Origin of the sequence: Streptomyces sp. NBC_00490, from assembly GCF_036013645.1 — a bacterium.
Lineage (GTDB): Bacteria > Actinomycetota > Actinomycetes > Streptomycetales > Streptomycetaceae > Streptomyces > Streptomyces canus_F.
In genome coordinates, this window is record NZ_CP107869.1 from 9,611,381 (window position 1) to 9,632,036 (window position 20,656).

The following is a 20,656-nucleotide window of genomic DNA, read 5'->3' on the forward strand; positions in this document are numbered from 1 at the left end:
GCTGTTCACGACAGCGTGGCATCGCCCAGGCCGCCGTAGAAGTACGAGCCGTCCTCGTCGCCCGACTTCGTCATCACGCAGGCGATCTGGATCTGGTCCTGGTCGGTGACGTCGACCGACAGTTCGGTGGCCTTGCTGGACTGGATGGTGGCGTCCTTGCCGATCGGGTCTCCGGCCGCGTTGGTGACCTTGACGGTCCCCATGGAACCGATCGCGTTGGGCGAGTCGGCCACGATGGCGGCCTGAGCCTGGAGCCGTGTGTATCCGCTGGTGCTGTAGACGACGCTGGTGCCACTGCTGCTGCAGGTGAGGGTGATGCTCTTGGCGTAGTGCCGGCCGTGAACCGTGATGGGCTGGACGCTTCGGTCCCCCTCTACAGGGTCGAGGTCCGCGAGGTAGACGCTGGAGGCGTTCTGGAGTGTGCTCGGTTCAGGCGTCGTCGGATCTTCGGTCGGTGGATCCGACTCGACGCCGGCGCTCACCTTGGGTTCCGGTGTCGCCGTGACCGTTGCCGTGATGGTGGCGGTCGGCGTGGGGGCGTCGGCCTGAACCACCGTGACCCTGCCGCCGAAGAACCCGGCCGCCACCGTCGCCATGCAGATCGCAAGGACCTCCAGCCAGCGCGGGATGACGCCCCAGCGACGGCGACGCCGCCGCTCGTCCCTGTCGCTGTCCGTCTTCTTGTCGAGATCCATTTCTGTCCCCCCGAACGTCCGTGCTCCGGGCCGGGAACCGGTTCTGGGCCGTCGACCGCCGTCGTCCGGCCGAGAGACCGTTCCGGCACTCGAGCGATGAGTTGACTGATGCGTGATGCCGTGTCAGGTCGTCAGGAAGGAGAGCGGATCCTTCCCTTTCACGGCTGCCACAACAGTAGGGACCCGGCACAGCGACAACACCGCAGTTGCCGACTCGCCTCCGGGCGCTCGGGACATTCAGGGGGCGTGCGCGCGCAGCGCACGCCCTTCTTCGATCGCGAAGGCCGTTGAGCAACGGATCTATGTCGTCGCTGGGTCGGCGGTCGCCGTCGTCGGGGTGCCGGGCGGACCGTGCTGTGTCTGCCGGCGGGTGGTCAGGGTCCAGGCGATGGTGGCGAGTGCGGTCATCGCGAGGGTGGCCAGCATCGCGGTGGTGTGGGATCCGGCGCTGTCGGCTGCCCGGGCGACGGGGTTGGGCAGGCCGAGGCGGTCGGCCAGCCAGCCGAGTGCCGCCGTGCCGGTGAGCGTGGCGCCGGCCAGCCGCAGTACGGGCTGGATACGCAGGCGCGCGAGGACCAGCAGCGAGGGCAGGGCGAGGCAGACCAGCAGGAGCTGGACCAGCTCGATGCCGAGGTTGAAGCCGAGGAGGCTGGTCACGAGCTGTCCGGTGGACAGGTGCATCTCGGCCAGGACGAAGGAGAACGCCATGCCGTGACCGAGCCCGAAGAGCCCTGCCACGAGCGCCTCGCGGCCTGGGAACAGCGGGCGGATCGCGTGGACGGCGCCGATGAGGATGCTCACAGCGATGAACGCCTCGACGGGCCGGCTCGGGATGTCCAGGTGGCCGAGTGCGGTCGCGGCCAGCGCGACGGAGTGCCCGGCGGTGAAGGCGAGTGTGATGCGGCCGATCCGGCCGAGCGCGGAGCGCGCGCCGACCAGCCCGCTCCACCGTCCTGCGGTAGCCGCGAGGGGCGCGGGGAGGAGCAGGATCAGCAGGAAGAGTAGGTGGTCGGTGCCGGTGAGGATGTGGTCGCCGCCCAGCCTCACCATGGCGAGGAAGCCGCGCCAGGCGCTGCCTTCCTCGAGGTCGACCTTCAGGGCCGGGACCTTCATGGTCCGGGTGTCGACCCGGATGGCGCCGACCTGGGTGGTGCCCGCGTCGTCGACCTGCCCGCCGGCCCAGTCCTGACGAACGGTCACCAGGACTGTGTGCGTGATGACTTGGTGGACGATGACGTCGTAGTCGAAGGTGAAGTGCCGTACGTCGGTGCCGGCCGGCGGTGTGAGGACGGCCTCGGCGACCAGCTCGCGGTAGGGGCCGGTGGAGGTCTGCTCGGTGCTGCTGAGGCTCAGGCCGCCGACACTGACCTGCCAGCTATTGCCCCCGGTGCCGGTCGGGTTGATGTGTGTGCCGAGGTAGGTCCGGATGGCCTCGGCCCGTTCGGACAGCGTGGCCTGGGTGGTGTCGCTCAGGTCGATCCCGCTGGCCCGGGAGAAGTCGTCGGCCGGCAGTTCCAGCTGTGCGCTCACCGACGCCTGGTACACGTCGAGTTCCACCACGGAGTGCGGCATCGGATGCGCGGCGGCCGGCGACGCCCCGAAAAGGAGCGCCGCCGGTACCACGATCGCGATCCCGGCCACCAGTCGTGTCAGTGCTGTGGTCAGCCAGTTTCGCGGTCCGGTCATGAGAAGGAGAACTCGCTGCCGTAGTCGCGGGTGTGGTCCCGGTACACGGTGTGGTAGTGGACCTTGTCCTGGTAGACGAAGCCGTTCTGGCAGACGAACTCGATCCACACGCTGGGTCCGTCGATGCGGACGTAGTCGCCCTGGGTGTCCAGGGCGGTGCCGCCGGAGTAGCTGACATAGGTCTTGCTCAGCTCGCGCGCGTACGTCTTCATGAGCTGCTTGGCGGTGGTGTCGTCCACGCCCGCGACCCATGGGTGGATCGCCGCCAGGACCAGCTTCTGCTGCTTGGGTGACAGCTCGCCGGCCTTGATGCCCTGCTTGGTCTCCGGGAACTGGCCGTCCTCGCCCGGGCCGAGCAGTACGTCGTTGAAGGACTCGGACAGCTTGGCCTTGGCCAGCTGTTCGGTGCTCAGGCTGGCGGTGAGGGCGAGCATGCCGTTGCGGAACTTCGCCATCGGTTCGTACGTGGTGCCGTCGTCCGTGGTCCAGCTGGTGGGTTCGACGCCGGTGAAGAACGGGCTGGCGCCTGCCACCTTGCCCTTCTTGTAGGTGACGTTCACCGCGAGGTGGTGGCCGCCGAACTGCAGCTGCCAGGTGCCGTCGACGGACGGGGTGCCGAGGAAGGCCAGGAAATAGATGTCGCTGCCGTACCCGCCACCGGCGCCGCCGCCGGTTCCGCCGGACGGCGGGGCGCCAGTCGGGGCGCCGCTGGCTGTAGCACTCGGGTCCGCCGAGGCGGTGGTGTCGCTCGATGCGCTGCCCGACGGTGCGGCGGGCCCGGAGCCCGAGCCCTCCGCCGAGGCCAGCTGGTCGTCGGCCAGGAGGGTCTCGAGGACGTGCTCGTAGCCGGTGCCCTCGCCGGTTCCCAGGGCGACCTTCAGCACGTTCTTCAGCGCGGCCAGCTGGTCGTCGCTCAGTGAGCCCGTCTGGATGCCGACCCGGCAGGACGAGCCGCACGGCAGGTTCGACCACGCGGTCGCGTTCGCCTGGGAGTAGTCCAGGACCGTCTCCGCCTGCTGGTCGGAGTCCAGCGTGTTCAGGAACGCGTTGGCCGCGCTGACCACGGCCGCGACACCGTTGGCCTTCTTGTCGACCGGGTAGTGGACCCCGGCCTTCTTGGCGTCGCTCGAGCTCGTCGCGGCGTTGGCCGCCACGAATCCGCCGCCGACGAGGACGACACCGGCGGCCACGCCCGCTATACCTCGCCACGTCCGTCGGCTACGGGCCCGACGTGTTCTCTCTTTGCTCACGGACACTCCCTGAAGGAAAGGCGGGGACGTCGCCGACTCTGCGGACGGCGACGTCCGGAACACGCGCGCGCTGGACGAGAGAACTATCAGCAATATTGTTGACAGCTCAACGCGCGAGCCTTCGGGCCTGTCTCAATTGGGCGGCGGGCGCCCGTATACGGGAAATATCCTGTGCTCGTCGACAGGTTGCTCTCATCGCGACTTCAGCCGCCGAAAGGGCCAGCCGCCCCGGCTCTCAGCCCTTGACGGCGGAGCTGGCCACGCCTTGGACGAACCAGCGCTGGAAGAAGGCGAAGACCACCAGTACCGGCAGGACCAGCAGGACGCCGAAGGCGAGGATCTGGCCCCAGTCCGGGGGCTGTTGGCCCTGGAAAACGCTGATCTCCAGGGGGAGGGGGCGCACCGAGGGGTCGGAGACCATCAGGACCGGCCACAGGAAGGAGCCCCACTGGATGAGGAAGGTCAGGATCGCGACCGAGGCGAACACGGGCCTGGACATCGGCACGATGATCGCGAAGAAGGTGCGCCAGGGGCCCGCGCCGTCCAGCCGGGCGGCTTCCTCGATGCTCGTGGGGATCTTCCGGAAGAACGTGTGGAACTGGTAGATGGCGAAGGCGTTGGCGATGAAGGGCACCGCCTGGATGTAGAGCGTGTTGCGCTGTCCGTTGAACATGTAGAAGAGCGGGACGGCCACCGACTCGAACGGGATGAGCATCAGCAGCAGGACGAGGGTGAAGACCGCTTCCCGGCCGCGCCACTTCAGCCGGGACAGGCCGTACGCCGCCATCGAGTTGACGAACAGCCCGCCCGTCACCACCACGAACGCCACCAGTACCGACACACCCATGAACTGCCAGAAGTAGCCGGTGCTGTCGGAGTTGAGGCTGTCGAGGACGGCGGAGTAGTTGTCGAAGGTCAGATGGGTGGGCAGGAAGCCGGACAGCCCGTTCAGGACCTCGTCGGACGGCTTGAGGCTGCCCAGGAAGAGATAGAGGACGGGCAGGACGAAGACGAACGCCAGGACGCTCAGGACGCTGTAGTCGAGGATGCGGCGGACGGGGGTGCGGGTCATGGCCATGGAGGTCAGTCCTCGTTGTCGGGCCGGACGACGCGGCGCTGGACGATCGTCAGGACGAGGACGATCAGGAAGAAGACGACGGTGATCGCGGACGCCTGACCGATGTTGTTCTGGTCGAAGGCGGTGGTGACGGCCTGGTACATGACCGTGCGGGTGGCGTCCTCGTCCAGGCCGCCGCCGCGGATGAGGATGTACACCTGGTCGAAGATCCGGAAGGACATCACCGAGGTCAGCAGCGCGACGAAGACCAGCGTGCCGCGGATGCCGGGCAGGGTGACATGGCGGAACTGCTGCCAGCGGCTCGCGCGGTCCAACTCGGAGGCCTCGTACAGCTCACCGGGGATCTGCTGCAGGCCGGCCAGCAGGATGACCATCTGGAAGCCGACGCCCTGCCACACCGACAGCACGACGATCGAGGCCATCGCGGTGGCCGTGTCGCCGAGCCAGTCGAAGGCGCCCCAGTTGCCGAGACTGACCGCGTCCAGCAGGGAGTTGAGCATGCCCTGCTCGCTGCGGGCCAGGATCAGTCGCCAGATCACGGCGACCAGGGCCATCGGGAAGACCACCGGCATGAAGAACAGGGACCGGAACAGGCCGATGGCCTTGAGCTTGCGGTTGAGGAGGATCGCCAAGCCGAGGGCGAGACCTGTCTGGAGCGGTACGACGACCGCGGCGAAGGTCAGGTTGTTGAGCAGCGCCCGCAGGAACGGGCCGGACTGGTCGGGGTCGGTGAACAGGCGCCGGTAGTGCTCCAGGCCGAAGAACGAGGGTTCCAGCGGGGAGCCGAGCCGCACGTTGTAGAAGGAGAGCACGACGGCGTAGCCGAAGGGGATGCCGACGAACGCGATCAGTCCGCCGACGGCCGGGGCGACCATGAGCAGGGCGTGCACCCGGTCCTGGTTCTTGCGCCCGGCCTTCGCGGGTTTGGCGGACGGGGCGGGGGAGGCCTGCTCGGGGCGGCCGGGTGCCGCGGAGTGCGCGGGTTCCACGGTTTTCACGGGTGTGGGTCCTTTTCCCGGCGGGGGCCTACGGGATCTCGTAGCCGGCGTTGTCGGAGAAGTCCTGGTCGATGGAGCGGGCCGCCTTCTCCAGGGCCTCCTTCGGGTCCGTGCCGCCGTAGATCGCGTTGAGGGCCTGGGAGAACTTGGCGGTGACCGTGGGGTATCCGGCCGTCACGGGGCGGGTGACGGCGATGCAGGACGTGTTGATGTCGCTGTCACCGCACGGCTTGGCGAGCTGGTCGGCGAAGAGGTGGAGCGGGCCGCCCTGCTTGTACAGCTCGCTCTTGGCGAGCGCGGACTCGGTGCCCGGGACCGAGCCGTTGGCCTTCGTCATCGCGCCGACGCTGTCGTCGCTCAGGAGGTGGTCGAGGAAGGCGCCCGCGGCCTTGGCGTTCTTGGTGTCCGCGCCGATGCCCCAGGCCCACGATCCCTGGCCTGTCTTGGAGCCGTTGCCGAAGTCGGGCAGCGGCAGGACGACGAGGTCGTCGCCGAGGGCCTTGTCGTAGCCGGGGTAGGTCCAGTTGCCGACCCAGCTGAGCGCCACCTTGCCCTTGGCGAAGGCGTTGCCGTCGGTGTTGGGGTCGACGTACGTCTTCCAGGACTGGAAGGTCTTCATCGCCGCGACCACTTTCGGGCTGTCGAGGGCGCCCTCGGCCTTGCCGTCCTTGAGCAGGGCGCCGCCCGCCGACCAGACGATGGGGGAGAAGCCGTAGGTGCCCCACTCGGTGGCCAGACCGTACTGCTCGGAGACGTCGAGGACCTTGCCGTCGGCGTCCTTGGTCTTGAGTGCCTTCAGTGCCGCGTCGAACTCCGCGGCCGTCCACGCGTCGTCCGCGCTCGTCGGGTACTTGACGCCGGCCGCGTCCAGGAGCTTCTTGTTGCCCCATACGCCGAGGCCGGAGTCGAACATGCCCAGGCCGTAGTGCTTGCCGTCGATCTCGCCCTGCGCCTTGATCGCGTCGGTGGCGTTGGACATCGTCTTCGCGGACACATACGAGTCGATCTGCGCGAGCTTCTTGTTGTAGACGAAGTTCGCCATCGTCGGACCGTCGAACTCCATCACGTCGGGCAGCTCGGAGGCGCCGGTGGCGGTGATGGTCTTGGTGTAGTCGTTCTCGGGGATGAGCTTCAGCTCGACCTTGATGTCGCTCTGTGAGGAGTTGAAGGTCCTCACCGTGTTCTGCAGCGCGGCGGTCTCGCCCGCCTGACCCTGGTGGGCCCAGACGCTGATCGTGCCCTTGCCGCTGCCCGCCTCGGTGGAGGCGTCGCTGCCGCCGCCTCCACCGCAGGCGGCCAGCGCCGCCAGGGGCAGGGCGAGGGTCAGACTCGAGCAGAGCGTGCGGCGGAACCTTCTGCTTCCGGCGTTCATGGACGGTGCCTCCGTGCTGGTGAGGGGTCTGGTACTCGACGATTCGGGGTGTGGCGAGGTGGGTTCGAAGGGCGGTGGCCCGACGAGGAGCGGGGAGTCACGAGGATCTGTGCGGGCTCGGCGGAGCCGTGGTCTCCCGCAGTACCAGGCGGATGGGCATCCGCACCTGGCCGACCGGCTCGGCATCCGGTTCCTCCAGCCGGCGCAGCAGCAGCCGGGCGGCCTCCGCGCCCTGTTCCGGCACCGGCTGGGCGACGGTGGTCAGCCCGATGACCTCGGCGAGTTCGTGGTCGTCGAAGCCGACGACGGACACGTCGTCCGGCGCCTTCAGGCGGTGCCGGCGCAGGGCGCGCAGCGCGCCCATCGCCATCTCGTCGGACTGTGCGAACACCGCAGTCGGGGGGCGGGAGACGGCGAGGAGCTCGGTCATGGCCCGCTCGCCGCCCTCGACGGTGTAGCCGCCGTCCGCCTCCAGCGCCGGATCGTGGGCGATACCGGCCTCGGTCAGCACGTCCAGGTAGGCCTGACGGCGGTCGATCGGAGTGGTCCAGTGCAGCGGCTCACTCGCTCCGGAGATCATGCCGATGCGCCGGTGACCGAGGTTGACCAGATGCCGTACGGCGCTGGTGGCGCCGCTGTGGTCGTCGATGCCGACCACCGTGAAGCCGTCCCGGGGGCCGCCGACGGTGGTGGCCAGCGGCACGCCGAGGGAGCGCAGTGCGGATTCCTCGTCCAGGTCGGGGATGAGCAGGGAGAGGACGGCGTCCACGCGCTTGCGGACCGGCAGCTTGGTGAAGAAGCGTTTGCGTGCCTCGGGTGAGTTCAGGTTGTAGAGCAGCACGTCGTAGCCGGCGGCGCTGAACACCTTCTCGGCGGCGTCGAGCACGGTGCCGAAGAACCAGCGGCCGATGTAGGGGACGACGACCCCGATGGTGTAAGTGCGTCCGCTGGCCAGGCTGGAGGCCGAACGGGACGCGGTGTAGCCGAGTTGTGCGGCGACGGCTGTGATCTGGGCGCGGACCTCGTCGGAGACGCCCGGCTGACCGCGCAGTGCGCGGGACACGGTGGACGCCGAGACGCCGGCGGCGCGGGCGACATCGGTGATGCTGACGGTCACAGCGCTCTTCTCCCGTTGGTTTCACGTCGGTGTGATCTGTGGGTGACGTGACCGTAGACCCGGCATCGTTGTTGCGCAAGCGTTTGCGTTGGGTTTTACTTGGGCCGATTCTTAAGCGAGACCTTCGAGATCCATGGTCAGCGCATGCGTTTGAGCGCTGCGAGCCGACAGGAACTGCGCATGCGATACGCCCCGCCCGGCCTCTGTGTGAACGACTTCGCCCTGCTGCGGGACGACGACGGCACCTACGCCGTGCTGCATCTGCAGGGCCCGTGGACGGCCGAGTTCGACCACCTGCGAATGGAGACGTCCTACGGCCGGGCCACCTCCACCGACCTGGTCCGCTGGCAGCCGGAGGGCACCGCGTTCGGCAACGGTCTGCCCGGCCGCTTCGACCAGCAGGCCGTATGGACCATGCACCCCGTCCGGCACGGCGACGGAATGGCCATGTTCTACACCGGCGTCTGCGGCCTCACTCCAGGCGGCTGGCCGCTCCAGTCGGTCGGCCTCGCCTACTCCGACCGCACCGACGGCACCGGCTGGCGCCGGCACGGCACCGGGCCCGTCGTCGAGGCGGACGCGCGCTGGTACCGCACCGGTGAACACATGGGCTGGCGCGACCCGTTCGTCGTCCGCGACGACGAGTCCGACGGCTGGGTCATGGTGGTCTGCGCCGCCGACGCCTCCCTGCCCGTCGAGTCCGGCGGCTGCGTCGCCTGGGCCACCTCCGAGGACCTGGAGCACTGGACCGTCCACCCGCCGCTCATCGCACCGGGCGACGTCGACGAGCTGGAGTGCCCGGTCCTGGAGCGGCTCGACGACGGCAGCTGGCTGCTGCTCGGGTCCGTCGGCGCCACACGCGGCTTCGAGGCGTGGACCGCGCCCCGGCTGAGGGGTCCGTGGACCCGCCGCGGCCCGCTCGGCCCGACCGGCTCCTACGCCCCGCGCGTCATCGCCGCTCCCGATGGCTCCCGCGTCGTGCTGCACACCACGCCCCGGCGCGTGAACCTCACCGACTCCGGTGAACGCTGCCGCGGCATGCTCGCCCAGCCCAAACTCCTGGTGACCGCCCCGGACCAGTCACCGCGCCTGGAATGGTGGCCCGGCCTGAACGCCTGGCTCGGCGAGGAGACCGAACAGCCCGCCCTGCACGCGGTCGGCGACGTCACCCTCACCGGCCGCGTGGAGATCGCCCTGCGCACCGACACCGCCGACGGCGAGAGCCCGGCCCTGCTCGTCGGCTGCGACGGCAAGAACCTCTGGGTCACCGGCCCCCACGGGGACCGGCTCGGCGAGACGACACTGACCGAGCCCGCCACCACCCTGCGCATCCTCACCATCGGCGAATACGTCGAGGTCTACGCCGACGGCGTCTTCGTGCTCACCACCCTGTGCTACTCGGGCCGTCCCGCCCCCTGGACGGTCATGTCGGAGGGCCGCACCCGCACCGTCCCCGTCCGCCCGATCCGCCTGCCCGACATGGACCGCGACGACGCCTCGGCCATCTGGCCCGGCCCGACGACGCGCTGACGGCCCGTGATCCCGCCCGGCGCACGACATCGCCCGCCGCCGGGACCGGTTCGACGGCCGGCCCGGCGACGGGCGGAGCGGGCGGTGCGGGTCAGGTCAGTTGAGGGCCCACCGCTGGTTGGTCTGACCGTTGCAGGTCCACAGGACCAGCTTGGTGCCGTTGGCGGTCGCCGCTTCCGCGGCGTCGAGGCACAGTCCCGACAGGTCGTTGGTGATCGTACCGTCGGAGTGGACGGTCCACTTCTGGTTGGTGCCGCCGGTGCAGGTCCAGATGATGACCTTGGTGCCGTTGGCGGTGCCGTTGTTGTCGGCGTCCAGGCACTTGTTGCCGTAGACGACGAGCTCGCCGCGCGAGGTCTGCGTGAAGGTCTCGTTCCGGCCGCCGAAGCAGTCCCACAGGATGGCCTGGGAACCGTCGGTGATGGTGTTCTTCTCCAGTCCGGCGCAGCGGCCGGAGGCGGCGCCGACGAGGGCGACGCCGTTGGTGCCGGGAATGCCCTGGACACGGATCGCGTCGATGTCGGGCGCGGTGGCGCCGGAGAGAGCCGCGAAGCGCACGGTGTTGGTGCCCTTGGCCAGGTGTGCCAGGACGGACACGGTGCGGTACGTGGTGGTCGAGCCGGTCGGCGGGAAGGAGACCACGGACGTGTACTGGCCGTTGACCTGGATGGTCGCCCTACGGGCCGTGCTGCCTCCGTTGGCGTAGGTGATGTCCACCAGCTTGGTGCCCGCCGCGCCCGTCGTGACGGCACCGAAAGTGGGCGTGGTGGCCGTGGTGGTGTCCTCGTAGGTCGACCCGGAGGCCTCCGTGCCGGAGACGGTGAGCAGGACGGCGTCGCCCGCGGGGACGGTCGTGGAGTAACTGGTCGTGTGGGAACCGGCGTTGGTGCCCGTCCAGGCGTTGCGCACGGACGCGGTGGCACCGGTCAGGCCGAGGTCGGCCCAGCGCACGGTCATGGACGCCGCCGAGGACGTGCGGTTGAGCAGCAGCACGGCGCGCTTGCCCGTGCCGGTGAGGACCTTGCCGTACACCTGAAGGTCGCGGGTGTCCTCGGCGACCTTGACGCCCTGCAGGCCGCGCGGGTCCTGGTCGATGGCGATGACCTCACGGTTGGTGAGGATGTCGCGGGTGGCGGTGCTCATCGCGGCCAGGTTGTTGCCGGCCAGCAGCGGGGCGCCGGAGATCGCCCACAGGCCCATGTGCAGTCGGTTCTGGGCGGCGGTGAGGCCGTTCATGCCGACCATCAGCATGTCGGGGTCGTTGTAGTAGCCGGTGTGCTGGGCGGCCGGGTGCAGGCCCCGGTCGAAGTTGGTGAGCATCATGGCGGTGGTCGGGGTCTGGCCCCACAGGATGACGTCGCTGCTGGTGCGCCACAGGTCGCCGTAGCCGGTGGCCCAGTTCCACGGCAGTCCGCTGCCCCACTCGCAGAACGACAGCACCAGCCGGCGTCCGGTGACGGCGGTGGCGGCCTCGTTGGCGGCGGCGATCTGCTTGTACGTGGTTTCCGGGTTGAGGCCCTCCACCCGGCCGCCGCACCAGTCGATCTTGACGTAGTCGAAGCCCCAGCGCTGGAAGGTCTCCAGGTCTTGCTGGTAGTGGCCCTCCATGCCGGTGTTCGGGGCCGCGGGGCGGGTGGTGGGGTAGTAGTAGCCGCAGCCCTGCCTGCCGGCGTCCGTGTAGATGCCGGCCTTCAGCCCCTTGCTGTGGATGTAGTCGGCGATGTCCTTCATGCCGCCCGGCCACAGTTCGGCGTCGACGGCGATGGACCCGTCGGCGTTGCGGTCGCCCTGCCACCAGCCGTCGTCGAGGTTGACGTACTGGTACCCGGCCGCCGCCATGCCGGAGGAGACCAGAGCGTCCGTCTGGTCCTTGATGACATCGGAGTCGATGCTGCTGGCGAAGCTGTTCCAGGACGCCCAGCCCATCGACGGCGGGGCGACGGCGGCCTGCGTGGTGCTGACCGCCGCCGGCTCGGCGGGCAGAGGTACCGATGGATCGTGTCCGGCCAGGGCCGTCAGGCCGGACACGGCCAGCGCGAGGGCGAGGACGCGCACGGTGACGCGTCTGGCCCAGCCGGGTGCGGAGGTGTTCGGCGCGTGGGTGTCTGCCATGTCAGTAGCCGACGCGGAAGGTCGCGTCCTGGCGCTCCGTGGTGGTGGAGATGGGGTCGATGCGCAGGACGTAGTTCGCGTGGCGGATGTAGCGCGTCGGGTTGTTGTACGACCGGAAGGAGGCCCAACTCGCGTCCGCGAAGCCCGCCGTGCGGTAGAAGGTCGCGTCCGCGGCGAACGTCGAGGTGCCGTCGTTCGCGTCCAGCTGGAGCGCGTAGTTGTAGTGCCTCAGGTAGCGGGTGGGGTAGTTGACCGACCGGAAGGAGACCCCGGAGCTGTCGGCGAGCCCCGGGACCAGGGTCCACAGGGAGTCCTTGTACGGCTCGATCGGGTACTCGTCGATCCGGCCCACGTTGTTGGCGTGGCGGATGTAACGGGCCGGGAAGTTGTACGACTTGAGCCGGTTCCAGGCCGGAGCGCCCCACTTGGCGAGCAGGTTGTTGTACTCGGTCGTGGTGATCGTGGTGATGCCGCAGTGCTTGGAGTTGACCGGCTGGGTGTAGGTCTTCTGGTCCAGGGCGGTCCAGGTGCCGGAGGCGAGGCTGCTCGACTGCCAGGCGTAGAAGACGCCGTTGGGCGTGTAGGTGTCGCCCCACAGCCACCAGGTGCCGGAGGACAGGGACTTGACCACCGTGGGGGCCTCGGTGCCGCCGTGTGCGACACCGGCGCTGTACTCGGTGAAGCTGCCCGGGTTCAGGGAGGTGGACCGGGCGCTCACCAGCGTCTGGTTCTTCTTGAAGTAGAGGTAGTTGTAGCCGTCCACGCCGACCGCCATGTCGCCGTCGATGACGTCGTAGCCGGGGTCGAAGAACACCTGCGGGGCCGAGGCGGTGACGAAGTCGCTGGTGTAGTTGACCATGATGACGTTGTGGCCGCTGCTGTTCACGGAGGAGTAGATGACCGCGTACTGACCGCGGCCGGCGTCCCAGAACGCCTCGGGCGCCCAGCTGTGGGTGGCCATGTCGTGCAGCTTCAGGCGCCGGTAGCCGGTGAGGGTGCGCAGGTCGGCGGAGTCCCAGACGTGGATGTACTGGCTGTTGTAGCTCCAGTCGGTGCCCTTGAGGTCGGTGGCGAGCACCACGAACGTGCCGTCCTGCTTGCGCATCAGGAACGGGTCGCGCAGGCCCAGGGCGCCGGCGGTGGGGGTGGCCAGGGGGTTGTTCTGGTTGAGCGGCGTCCAGTTGAGCCCGTCGGGGCTGACGGCCAGGTGCAGGCCGTAGTCGGTGCCGTCGCCGAGGTTCGTCGACTCGGTGAAGTAGACCATCGCGTAGGCCGAGTCGGCGGCGTGGGCGGTGCCGGTGCCGAGGGTCAGGGCGACGGGGACGGCGGCTGTCATGCCGAGCAGTGCGCGACGGGACAGGTGGGGGTTCTTGCTCACGTGGGCTCCAGGGTGGCGTGCGGGGGCACCTGAAATGGCCGGGATTTCGAACGCGGTTCGGAAAATCGATCAGAACGTAGGGGTTGAGCATGCGCCCGTCAATCGTCCTGACGTGCCTTTGTGATTCTTGTGTGCCCCGGGGCGGGAGCGAGGCGCCCCGGGGCGGGAAGAGGATCAGCGCTGGGTGTAGAGGAAACCGACCTTGTCGACCTCGTCACCGGCCCGGCCGTGGAAGCCGGCGATCTGCCAACCGGAGGGCGCGGTGCGCGTCACGCAGTCGGAGGTGGTGGTGCCACCGGCCAGGGTGCGGCCGAGGTTGGTCGTGAACTTGGCGTAGAAGATCCGCGTGCGGTCGTCCTTCTGACCCTGGCACAGGTACGCCGTCGTCACGTACTCCCCGCTGCCGAGCGTCAGGGAGGACGCGGTGCCGCCGGTGCCGCCGTGGGTGAGTGTGGTGCCGTTCGCCAGGGTGAGGCTCACCTGGTCGACCCGGGACCCGGCACGCAGGGCGACGGTGGTGGCACGGGCCCCGGCGGGCACGCTGGCGATGTCGTTGTAGTAGTCGCCGTGCGGGCCGCCGAACTGGTCGCTGAGCTGGAACGCGGTGTTGCGCGACCAGCTGAAGCCGGCGGTGATCGGGTCGTGGTCGGAGAGCATCAGGCCGTCGGCCGTGAGGAACTTGGAGTGCTCGTTGTTGTACGACGTGGCGTTGAGCGAGACCAGCTTGCTGCCCCGGTAGAGGATCTTGTCGACGACCTCGCAGGTGTTGGGGACGGTGGTCCCGGTCTGGTCGCAGACCAGCGCGTCGCTGCCCTTGGCGGGTGCGCTGCCGCCGCGGATCAGCTGGACCCAGGTGTCGGTGAGACCGTTGGCGGCGGCGAACTCGGCGATGGTGTCACCGGAGCGGGTGTAGCGGGTGTTGGTGTCGCCCATGACCACGACCGCGTTGCCGGCGGAGTGGGTGGCGATGAAGCCGGTGAGCTGGCTGAGGTTGGAGGCGCGGGCGGCCAGGTCGTCCGCGTTGGTGCCCGCGTTGGTGTGCAGGTTGTAGAAGTCGACGTACACCCCCTCGGCGAGCCGCTCGCGCATGAAGGTGAAGCCCTTGGGGGTCAGGCAGTCGCCCGAGCCGTAGGTGCAGGTGTTCCAGCGCACCCGCTCGAAGTCGTCCTCGTCGTAGGGGATCTTCGAAAGGCTGTTGAGGCCGCTGCCGATGGCGGCGCCGCCGCTGGTGGCGGTGCGGTGGGCGTGAGCGGTGTCGGCCGCGTAGAGGGCGGCGTGGTAGTTGAAGTCCTCCTGGGCGTGGACGACGTCGTACGGCGCTATCCGCCCGCCGATCGCCGTGGTGGCCGACTCGCGGGGCGTCGGGGCGCTGGAGACGGCCTCGGGCAGGCCGGCCACGTTGTAGCTGAGGACGCTGAAGGTGCCGGAGTCGGCGGCCGCCGCGGAGGGGGCGGCCGCGGTGAGTCCGCCGAGGACGGCGGCCGCCGTCGTCAGACAGGCGAGGAGTCTGCGCATGAGGGGGTGGCTCCTGGGGAGAGAAAGCGATTGCGGTGAGGACGGGGCTGAAGTTACCCCCGGTTACCCGGGGTCTGTCGAGACTTCGGGCGTTCTTTCACAGGAGTTGCCGCCCGTACATGGGCGGTTCGGATCCCCGCCGGGGGTCATTCACCCACGGATTCACGCGATACCGTCGCCCCCTGTCCTATCGCCCCCTCCAACCATGCTTCTACGTATGGGACTTGGGGGCGGCGTCGGCATCCGTGGCCTCGAGCGCCCAGCGTTGGCCGTCGGATGCGTCGCGGTCGGCCACGACCACCTCGGAGAGCTTGCCGTTCCGGTCCGGCGCCAGAGCCAGATCCTGATGGTGGCGCAGCAGGAGCTCCCCGTGGCTCGTGAGGACGTACGTCACCTCGCCGGTGGGCGCGACGCACAGCGCGAGTCGGACGTCGCGGGTCCGAGGGTCGGCGGTCATGCAGAGGGAGGGGTCGGCGCCGCTGCGCAGCAGACCGTCGAACTCGTAGGACCACCGCTCGGACCCGGCCGACGAACACGCCGCCAGCCCGATGGCCGCGCCGACCGAGGCCCGGTTGTCGACGGCCAGGCACTCTCCGGTGGCCAGGTTGTGCAGCCTGCCCTCGGCGGACGTGCCGGAGGTGCCCGGTGAGGTGGAGGAGGCGGCGCCGGTCCGTCCGGTGGAGCCGGGGCTCGGGATGCCGTTGGCGGGAGCTCCCCAGGCCGGTGTGTCCGACGCGGGCGTGTCGTTGTCGTCGGACCAGTTCTGAGCCGCCAGCACGGCCGCGAGGAGGGCGAGCGTGGCCACGGCCGCGGCGGCGAACGCGCGGTACCTCCGCTCGGCCGTGGTGCGACGGCGTCCGACGGCGACCGGAGGTGCCTGCTCGCGCTCCGGTGCGGACTGCCACGCTCCGGGAGCGCTGCGGCCGGGACGCGTGGCAAGGTAACGCCGCCCTCCCCAGCCGAGCACGGAATCGGCCAGCAGAAGCCCCAACCGGCCTTCGAAGTATTCGAGTTGCTCGGCGGTGGATTGGCAATGCGGACACTGCGTCAGATGCTGTTGGACATCCGGGAGCAGTGTGGCGCCCCGTCGAATGGGGACGTCGATAAGGCTGCTGTAGAACCGGCACTCCTCGGACGGGGCGAATTGCGTGTGAGCGCGCACCAGACCGGTCCGGAATTGTTCACGGGCCTTGCTCAAGGCAGTTTTCGCGGCAACGGTTTCCATACCCAGCAGGCCGGCGGGTATCTCGATGGGCTCCGCCTCGACCTCCGTGTGCCACAGAAGGCATTGGGAGAAATCCGACAACGCCACGAAGGCGCGTTCGGCGAGTTTCCGGTTGGCGGGGGCTTCCGGCCTGGCGGTGTGCAGACCACGGCCGCCGGTCGGTTTGCGCAGTTCTGGCAGGGCCGCGCAGGTCTTGTCGTTCGCGGCCCAGGCGCGGACGGTCTCGCGGACCGTCACCAGCAGTTGCGGGCGCAGCGCCCCGGCGGGAGCGCCGCCCGCGAGTCGGTCCAGCAGTCGCTGGAAGGCGCTGGCGGCCACGAACTGGGCGGTGGGGGTGGCGGAGGCCAGGCACAGGAGTGCGTAGTCGCGCGCGGCGAGCCAGTGGCGGGCCAGCAACACGGCTGTCGCGTGGTGTCGTTCGTCGACGTCGCCGCCCAGTTGGGCGACGAGGTCCGGATCCGGCTCCCCGAGGGGCAGTCCGGGACGGGGCGGGTACGGCGGGCGTGGGGGGATGGAAACCTGCACGGAACCCTTTCCTTTTCGTGGCAGGACGGCATACGAAATGACGTTCCGTCGGAAAGCGCTGGGTGATTGGTTCATACCTTGAGGATGCCTTTTTGCCTGGTCAGGGCCGGGACTCTCTCAAGCGAGGCTCACCTTCGCATACACGAGTCGGGCGAGACAAGCGCTCTCTCTGACCGATTTTCAAAACCGTGCGGGCGATAGAATGTTACCGGCGGTAGTCGCACCTGTATTCGAAGGTTGGGATGTGAAACTATCGGACGCTCTGGTGAGTCTCGCGGCATTTCTCCGGCAGGACGACAAAGTCCCGTACGTCATTTGTGCCAGGTCGTGTCCCTGACCCAGGGCAGTGTGAACCGTTCCAACAACACCAAGGCAAAGTAGAGAAGGATGCTCATCAACCCGATCAGGATGATCGCGGCCCAGGCGGTGGCGGTGTCGCCCACCCCGCCGGCTTGCACGATCAGATAGCCCAGCCCCGCCTCACCGGCCTGGAACTCGCCGATGACCGCACCGATCGCGGCGAGCGGCATGGCCACCTTCAACCCGACGAAGATCTGCGGCAGCGCGGCGGGAAACCGGACCTTCCGGAATGCCTGCCAGCGAGAGGCGTCCAGCGAGCGCGCCAACTCGGCCAGGTCCGCCGGGGTCGAGGTCAGGCCGGTCGCGGTGGACAGCACGATCGGGAAGAAGCAGAGCAGGAAGACCATGGTCAGGACCGGCTTCTGCCCCCATCCGAGCGCCCCCACCAGCAGGGGCCCGAGCGCGATCTTCGGAACCGCGTTGACGGCGACCAGCAGTGGCGTGAACATGCGCTCCAGTACCCGCGAGGCGGCCAGCGACAGTCCGATCAGAACTCCGCAGGCGCTGGACAGAACGAACCCGACCACCGTCTCCACCGTGGTGTCGCCGGTGTGTTCCAGAAACCGGACCGGGGTGGCGGTGAACGCCGAGAGCACAGCTCCCGGCGGAGGCAGTACCGCCGGGTGGACTACCCCCAGCGCCGATGTGAGAAGCCACCACACGCCGAGCGCGACCAGCAGCCCGGCCATGGGCAGAAGTACGACGCCGACGCCCGTCCCGCGACGTGGACCGACTCGTGGCACGGGCTCAGGCCTTCGGCACCAGGCCGAAGTCGATGATCTGCTCAGGGGTCATCCCCTTCGGCAGCGCGTCCGCCTCCTCCAGAATCTTGATGCTCCTCGCCACCCGCCCGGAGTCCAGCGTTCCGAGCGTCGTGCCGGAACCGTCCTTCGGGGTGACGTACGCGGCCATCAACTCCAACTCGGCTGCCGCGGCGGCCGGATTCGTGGTGTCCACGTTCCGCTTCAGGATCTCGGAGGCTTCCTTCGAGTGGGCGAGGCTGTACTCCAGGCCCTTGAGCAGCGCGGCGGTGAACCGCCGCACCATCTCCGGATCCTGCTCGGCGATCTTCTTGGACGTGATCAGCACGTTTCCGTACAGGTCGGGGATCACGTCGCTGTACGGCAGCAGCACGGCCTTCTTCTTCGTCACCGCCTCGATGGTCGGCTTGCCCACCACGAACTGGCCGATACCGTCCACCGAGCCGCCGGCGAGCGTGCCCATCAGGGTCTGCGCCTCGCCGTTGACCCAGGTCACCTTGTCGGCGTCCACACCGGCCAGCCGGGCGTACGTCGGGAACAGGTTGCGTACGACAGAGCCGGGCGTGTCAGCGAGCCGTTTGCCCTCCAGGTCCTTCGGCCTGGCGATGCCGTTGCCCTCGGTGGTGGCGATCGCGGCCATGGTGCGCTGCTGGATGGCGGCCACCGCGACGAAGTCCTTCGCCTGACCGTTGCCCATGTGCAGCAGACCCCCCGTCAGGTCGATCGGGCCGAACTGCGCCTGGCCGCTCACAACGGCCGGAATCACACCGCCGGTGCCCTGCCCCGGCCTGATCCTCACGTCGAAGCCGGCCTCTTCGAAGAACCCCTTGTCCTTCGCGACCCACGCGTACGCGTCCCGGCCGAAGCTGCCGAAGGAGGTCAGGTAGGTCACCTTCTTCAGTGCCTTGCCGTCCTGACCGGCGTCCGCGTCGGAATCCGAGCCACCGCACCCCGCCATCAGCGCCAGCGCGGTGGTCAGGGCTGCCGCGGTGACCGTACGGGCGAACCGGATCATGCGCACAGTGTTGTCCTTTCCGGCCGCCGAACGCGCCGGCGGAGGGGCGTCGAGACAGACGAGACGGAACGGCGGCACGGAGCTGCCGGGGGCATGACACTTGGTGCAGGCAACAGCGTACGAGGGATGGGTAGTTGTGGGCCAGGTGTAGGTCATTGGGGCATGCATCGACCGGACGCCAGGTACCGCCGATCGGCCTGCTGCGGGTAGCCTGATCGGGCGACAGGACCCGGCCGGCACGACGATTGCCCGTGGATGGGGAGACCGCCGGATGATCAGACTCACCGGTGTGTCCCGGAGCTTCACCAGCCGGTCCGGTTCGACGGCGGCGCTTAAGGACATCGGCCTTCACATCGCCGAGAGCGAGTTCGTGGCGGTGGTGGGCCGGTCCGGGTGCGGCAAGTCCACGCTGCTCCGGCTGATCGCCGGTCTTCTGCCGGTCACCGAGGGCGAGATCACCATCGGCGGCGAGCGGGTCACCGGAGCCCGGCGGGACGTTGCCATGCTGTTCCAGCGGCCGGCCCTGCTGCCCTGGCGGTCCGTCCTCGACAACGTCCTGCTGCCCGTGGAGATCTTCGGCTGGAACAAGGCGAAGCACCGTGAACGGGCGTACCGGCTGCTGGAGACGGCCGGACTGAACGGCTTCGAGAAGCACCGGCCGCACGAACTGTCCGGCGGCATGCAGCAGCGTGTCGCGCTGTGCCGCTCGCTCATGGGCGAGCCACGGGTGCTGCTCATGGACGAGCCGTTCTCCGCACTCGACGCACTCACCCGCGCGGACCTCGCCGTGGAGCTGCAACGCATCCACCTCGAGAACTCCTCCACCGTCGTCTTCGTCACCCACTCGATAGACGAGGCCGTGCTGCTCGCCGACCGGGTGGTGGTGCTCACCCCGCGGCCGGGCCGGATCCGCAAGATCGTCGACATCGCCATACCCCGGCCGAGGACGCTGGGCCGGACCGCGCACCTGGCCGAAGTGGCCCGGTGCAGCGCCGATCTGCACGAACTGTTGATGGAACGGGACCTGTCCGGGACGGCCGAAACGGAGCGGCGATGAGCCTGCGGATCTGCGTCTTCACCGAGCCGCACCGCGGCGCCGACTACGAGGATCAGCGGCGCTTCGCACAACTCGTCGAGGCCGCCGGATTCGAGGGCTTCTTCCGGGCCGATCACTATCAGACGATGGGTGCCGATCCCGGCCTGCCCGGCCCGACCGACGCCTGGCTGACGCTCGGCGCGCTCGCCCGGGAGACCTCCCGGATCCGGCTGGGCACCCTGGTCACCTCGGCCACCTTCCGGCTGCCGGGACCGCTCGCCGTGATGGTGGCGCAGGTGGACCGGATGAGCGGGGGGCGGGTCGAACTGGGCCTCGGCGCGGGCTGGTACGAACGGGAACACACCTCGTACGGCATCCCGTTCCCGCCCGCCCCGGAGCGCTTCGATCGGCTGGAGGAGCAGCTGGCGGTGATCACCGGCCTGTGGCGGACACCGGTCGGCGAGAGCTTCAGCTATCGCGGCGACCACTACCAGCTCGTCGACGCGCCCGCTCTCCCGAAGCCCGTGCAGGTGCCGGGTCCGCCCATCATCGTGGGGGGCCGCGGCCCCAAGCGCACCCCGGAACTGGCGGCCCGGTACGCCGACGAGTTCAACATGCCCTTCAAGTCGGTGGCCGAGACGGCCCGGGCGTACCGACGGGTTGCCGAGGCGTGTGACCGGACCGGGCGGGCCGGCGCCGGCCGGCCACCACTGGCGCTCTCGGCCGGTGTCGTCGCGGCCATCGGTCGCACGGACGCGGAAGTGCGACGGAGGGCCGCCCCGCTCCACGCCAAGAGCGCGTTGCCGCCGGAGGACGCGGTGGTCGGATCCCCGGCTCAACTCGTGGAACGGCTCGGTGAGTTCGCCGCGATCGGCACGACCCGTATCCATCTGCGGCTGATCGACTTCGATGACCTCGACCACCTGGAACTCATCGCGAGTGAGGTGCTCCCGCAGCTGTAGGGCGCGAAAGCCACGGCACGCTGCCGTGCCGAGGTGGAAAG

16 protein-coding genes are annotated in these 20,656 nt (G+C 69.2%); 3 read left to right on the forward strand and 13 right to left on the reverse strand.

Annotated elements, in window-relative coordinates:
* Positions 1-5: 5 nt before the first annotated feature.
* From OG381_RS43825 to OG381_RS43855, 7 genes are all read right to left on the reverse strand, one after another.
* Positions 6-695, reverse strand: coding sequence for an NPCBM/NEW2 domain-containing protein (locus tag OG381_RS43825; protein ID WP_327721568.1), 690 nt, complete (start codon positions 693-695; stop codon positions 6-8).
* 300 nt (positions 696-995) lie between these two features.
* Positions 996-2,381, reverse strand: coding sequence for a HupE/UreJ family protein (locus OG381_RS43830; protein WP_327721569.1), 1,386 nt, complete (start codon positions 2,379-2,381; stop codon positions 996-998).
* Positions 2,378-3,571 (reverse strand): DUF3500 domain-containing protein, encoded by a 1,194-nt coding sequence (locus tag OG381_RS43835; protein WP_327721570.1) that lies wholly within the window; start codon positions 3,569-3,571, stop codon positions 2,378-2,380. The genes OG381_RS43830 and OG381_RS43835 overlap by 4 nt, the downstream gene beginning before the upstream one ends.
* Before the next feature lie 295 nt (positions 3,572-3,866).
* Entirely contained in the window at positions 3,867-4,709 is an 843-nt protein-coding gene (locus OG381_RS43840; RefSeq protein WP_307022028.1) for a carbohydrate ABC transporter permease, read from the reverse strand.
* A 5-nt stretch (positions 4,710-4,714) separates the two neighbouring features.
* A complete protein-coding gene (locus OG381_RS43845) occupies positions 4,715-5,707 on the reverse strand; it encodes a carbohydrate ABC transporter permease (protein ID WP_327721571.1) in 993 nt (330 codons plus the stop codon).
* A gap of 28 nt (positions 5,708-5,735) precedes the next feature.
* The gene (locus OG381_RS43850; RefSeq protein WP_327721572.1) at positions 5,736-7,079 is read right to left on the reverse strand and encodes an ABC transporter substrate-binding protein; all 1,344 of its coding nucleotides are present in this window, start codon (positions 7,077-7,079) and stop codon (positions 5,736-5,738) included.
* Between the two features lie 97 nt (positions 7,080-7,176).
* Positions 7,177-8,196 carry a LacI family DNA-binding transcriptional regulator gene (locus OG381_RS43855; protein ID WP_327721573.1) on the reverse strand — a complete coding sequence of 340 codons (1,020 nt, stop codon included), beginning with the start codon at positions 8,194-8,196 and terminating at the stop codon, positions 7,177-7,179.
* Between the two features lie 180 nt (positions 8,197-8,376).
* Here OG381_RS43855 and OG381_RS43860 point away from each other — a divergent pair, with 180 nt between their 5' ends.
* Positions 8,377-9,726: a mucin-1 gene (locus OG381_RS43860; protein WP_327721574.1), complete on the forward strand. Its 1,350-nt coding sequence runs from the start codon at positions 8,377-8,379 to the stop codon at positions 9,724-9,726.
* Positions 9,727-9,822: 96 nt separating this feature from the next.
* Here the strand turns inward: OG381_RS43860 and OG381_RS43865 are convergent, their stop codons facing one another.
* The 6 genes from OG381_RS43865 to OG381_RS43890 all read right to left on the reverse strand — a co-directional run bounded on the left by OG381_RS43865 (position 9,823) and on the right by OG381_RS43890 (position 18,617).
* Positions 9,823-11,838 carry an RICIN domain-containing protein gene (locus OG381_RS43865; RefSeq protein WP_327721575.1) on the reverse strand — a complete coding sequence of 672 codons (2,016 nt, stop codon included), beginning with the start codon at positions 11,836-11,838 and terminating at the stop codon, positions 9,823-9,825.
* Between the two features lies 1 nt (position 11,839).
* Entirely contained in the window at positions 11,840-13,174 is a 1,335-nt protein-coding gene (locus tag OG381_RS43870; RefSeq protein ID WP_327722712.1) for a glycoside hydrolase family 43 protein, read from the reverse strand.
* Between the two features lie 216 nt (positions 13,175-13,390).
* A complete protein-coding gene (locus OG381_RS43875; protein WP_327721576.1) occupies positions 13,391-14,731 on the reverse strand; it encodes a jacalin-like lectin in 1,341 nt (446 codons plus the stop codon).
* Positions 14,732-14,942: 211 nt separating this feature from the next.
* Positions 14,943-16,481: an RICIN domain-containing protein gene (locus OG381_RS43880; RefSeq protein ID WP_327721577.1), complete on the reverse strand. Its 1,539-nt coding sequence runs from the start codon at positions 16,479-16,481 to the stop codon at positions 14,943-14,945.
* Between the two features lie 311 nt (positions 16,482-16,792).
* The gene (locus tag OG381_RS43885) at positions 16,793-17,530 is read right to left on the reverse strand and encodes an ABC transporter permease (protein WP_327721578.1); all 738 of its coding nucleotides are present in this window, start codon (positions 17,528-17,530) and stop codon (positions 16,793-16,795) included.
* 58 nt (positions 17,531-17,588) lie between these two features.
* Positions 17,589-18,617 (reverse strand): ABC transporter substrate-binding protein, encoded by a 1,029-nt coding sequence (locus tag OG381_RS43890; RefSeq protein WP_327721579.1) that lies wholly within the window; start codon positions 18,615-18,617, stop codon positions 17,589-17,591.
* Positions 18,618-18,888: 271 nt separating this feature from the next.
* On the opposite strand from OG381_RS43890, the gene OG381_RS43895 reads away from it, so the two are divergent.
* Positions 18,889-19,674 carry an ABC transporter ATP-binding protein gene (locus OG381_RS43895; protein WP_327721580.1) on the forward strand — a complete coding sequence of 262 codons (786 nt, stop codon included), beginning with the start codon at positions 18,889-18,891 and terminating at the stop codon, positions 19,672-19,674.
* Entirely contained in the window at positions 19,671-20,615 is a 945-nt protein-coding gene (locus tag OG381_RS43900; RefSeq protein WP_327721581.1) for an LLM class F420-dependent oxidoreductase, read from the forward strand. Before OG381_RS43895 ends, OG381_RS43900 begins: the two co-directional genes overlap by 4 nt.
* The last annotated feature ends 41 nt before the right edge of the window (positions 20,616-20,656 follow it).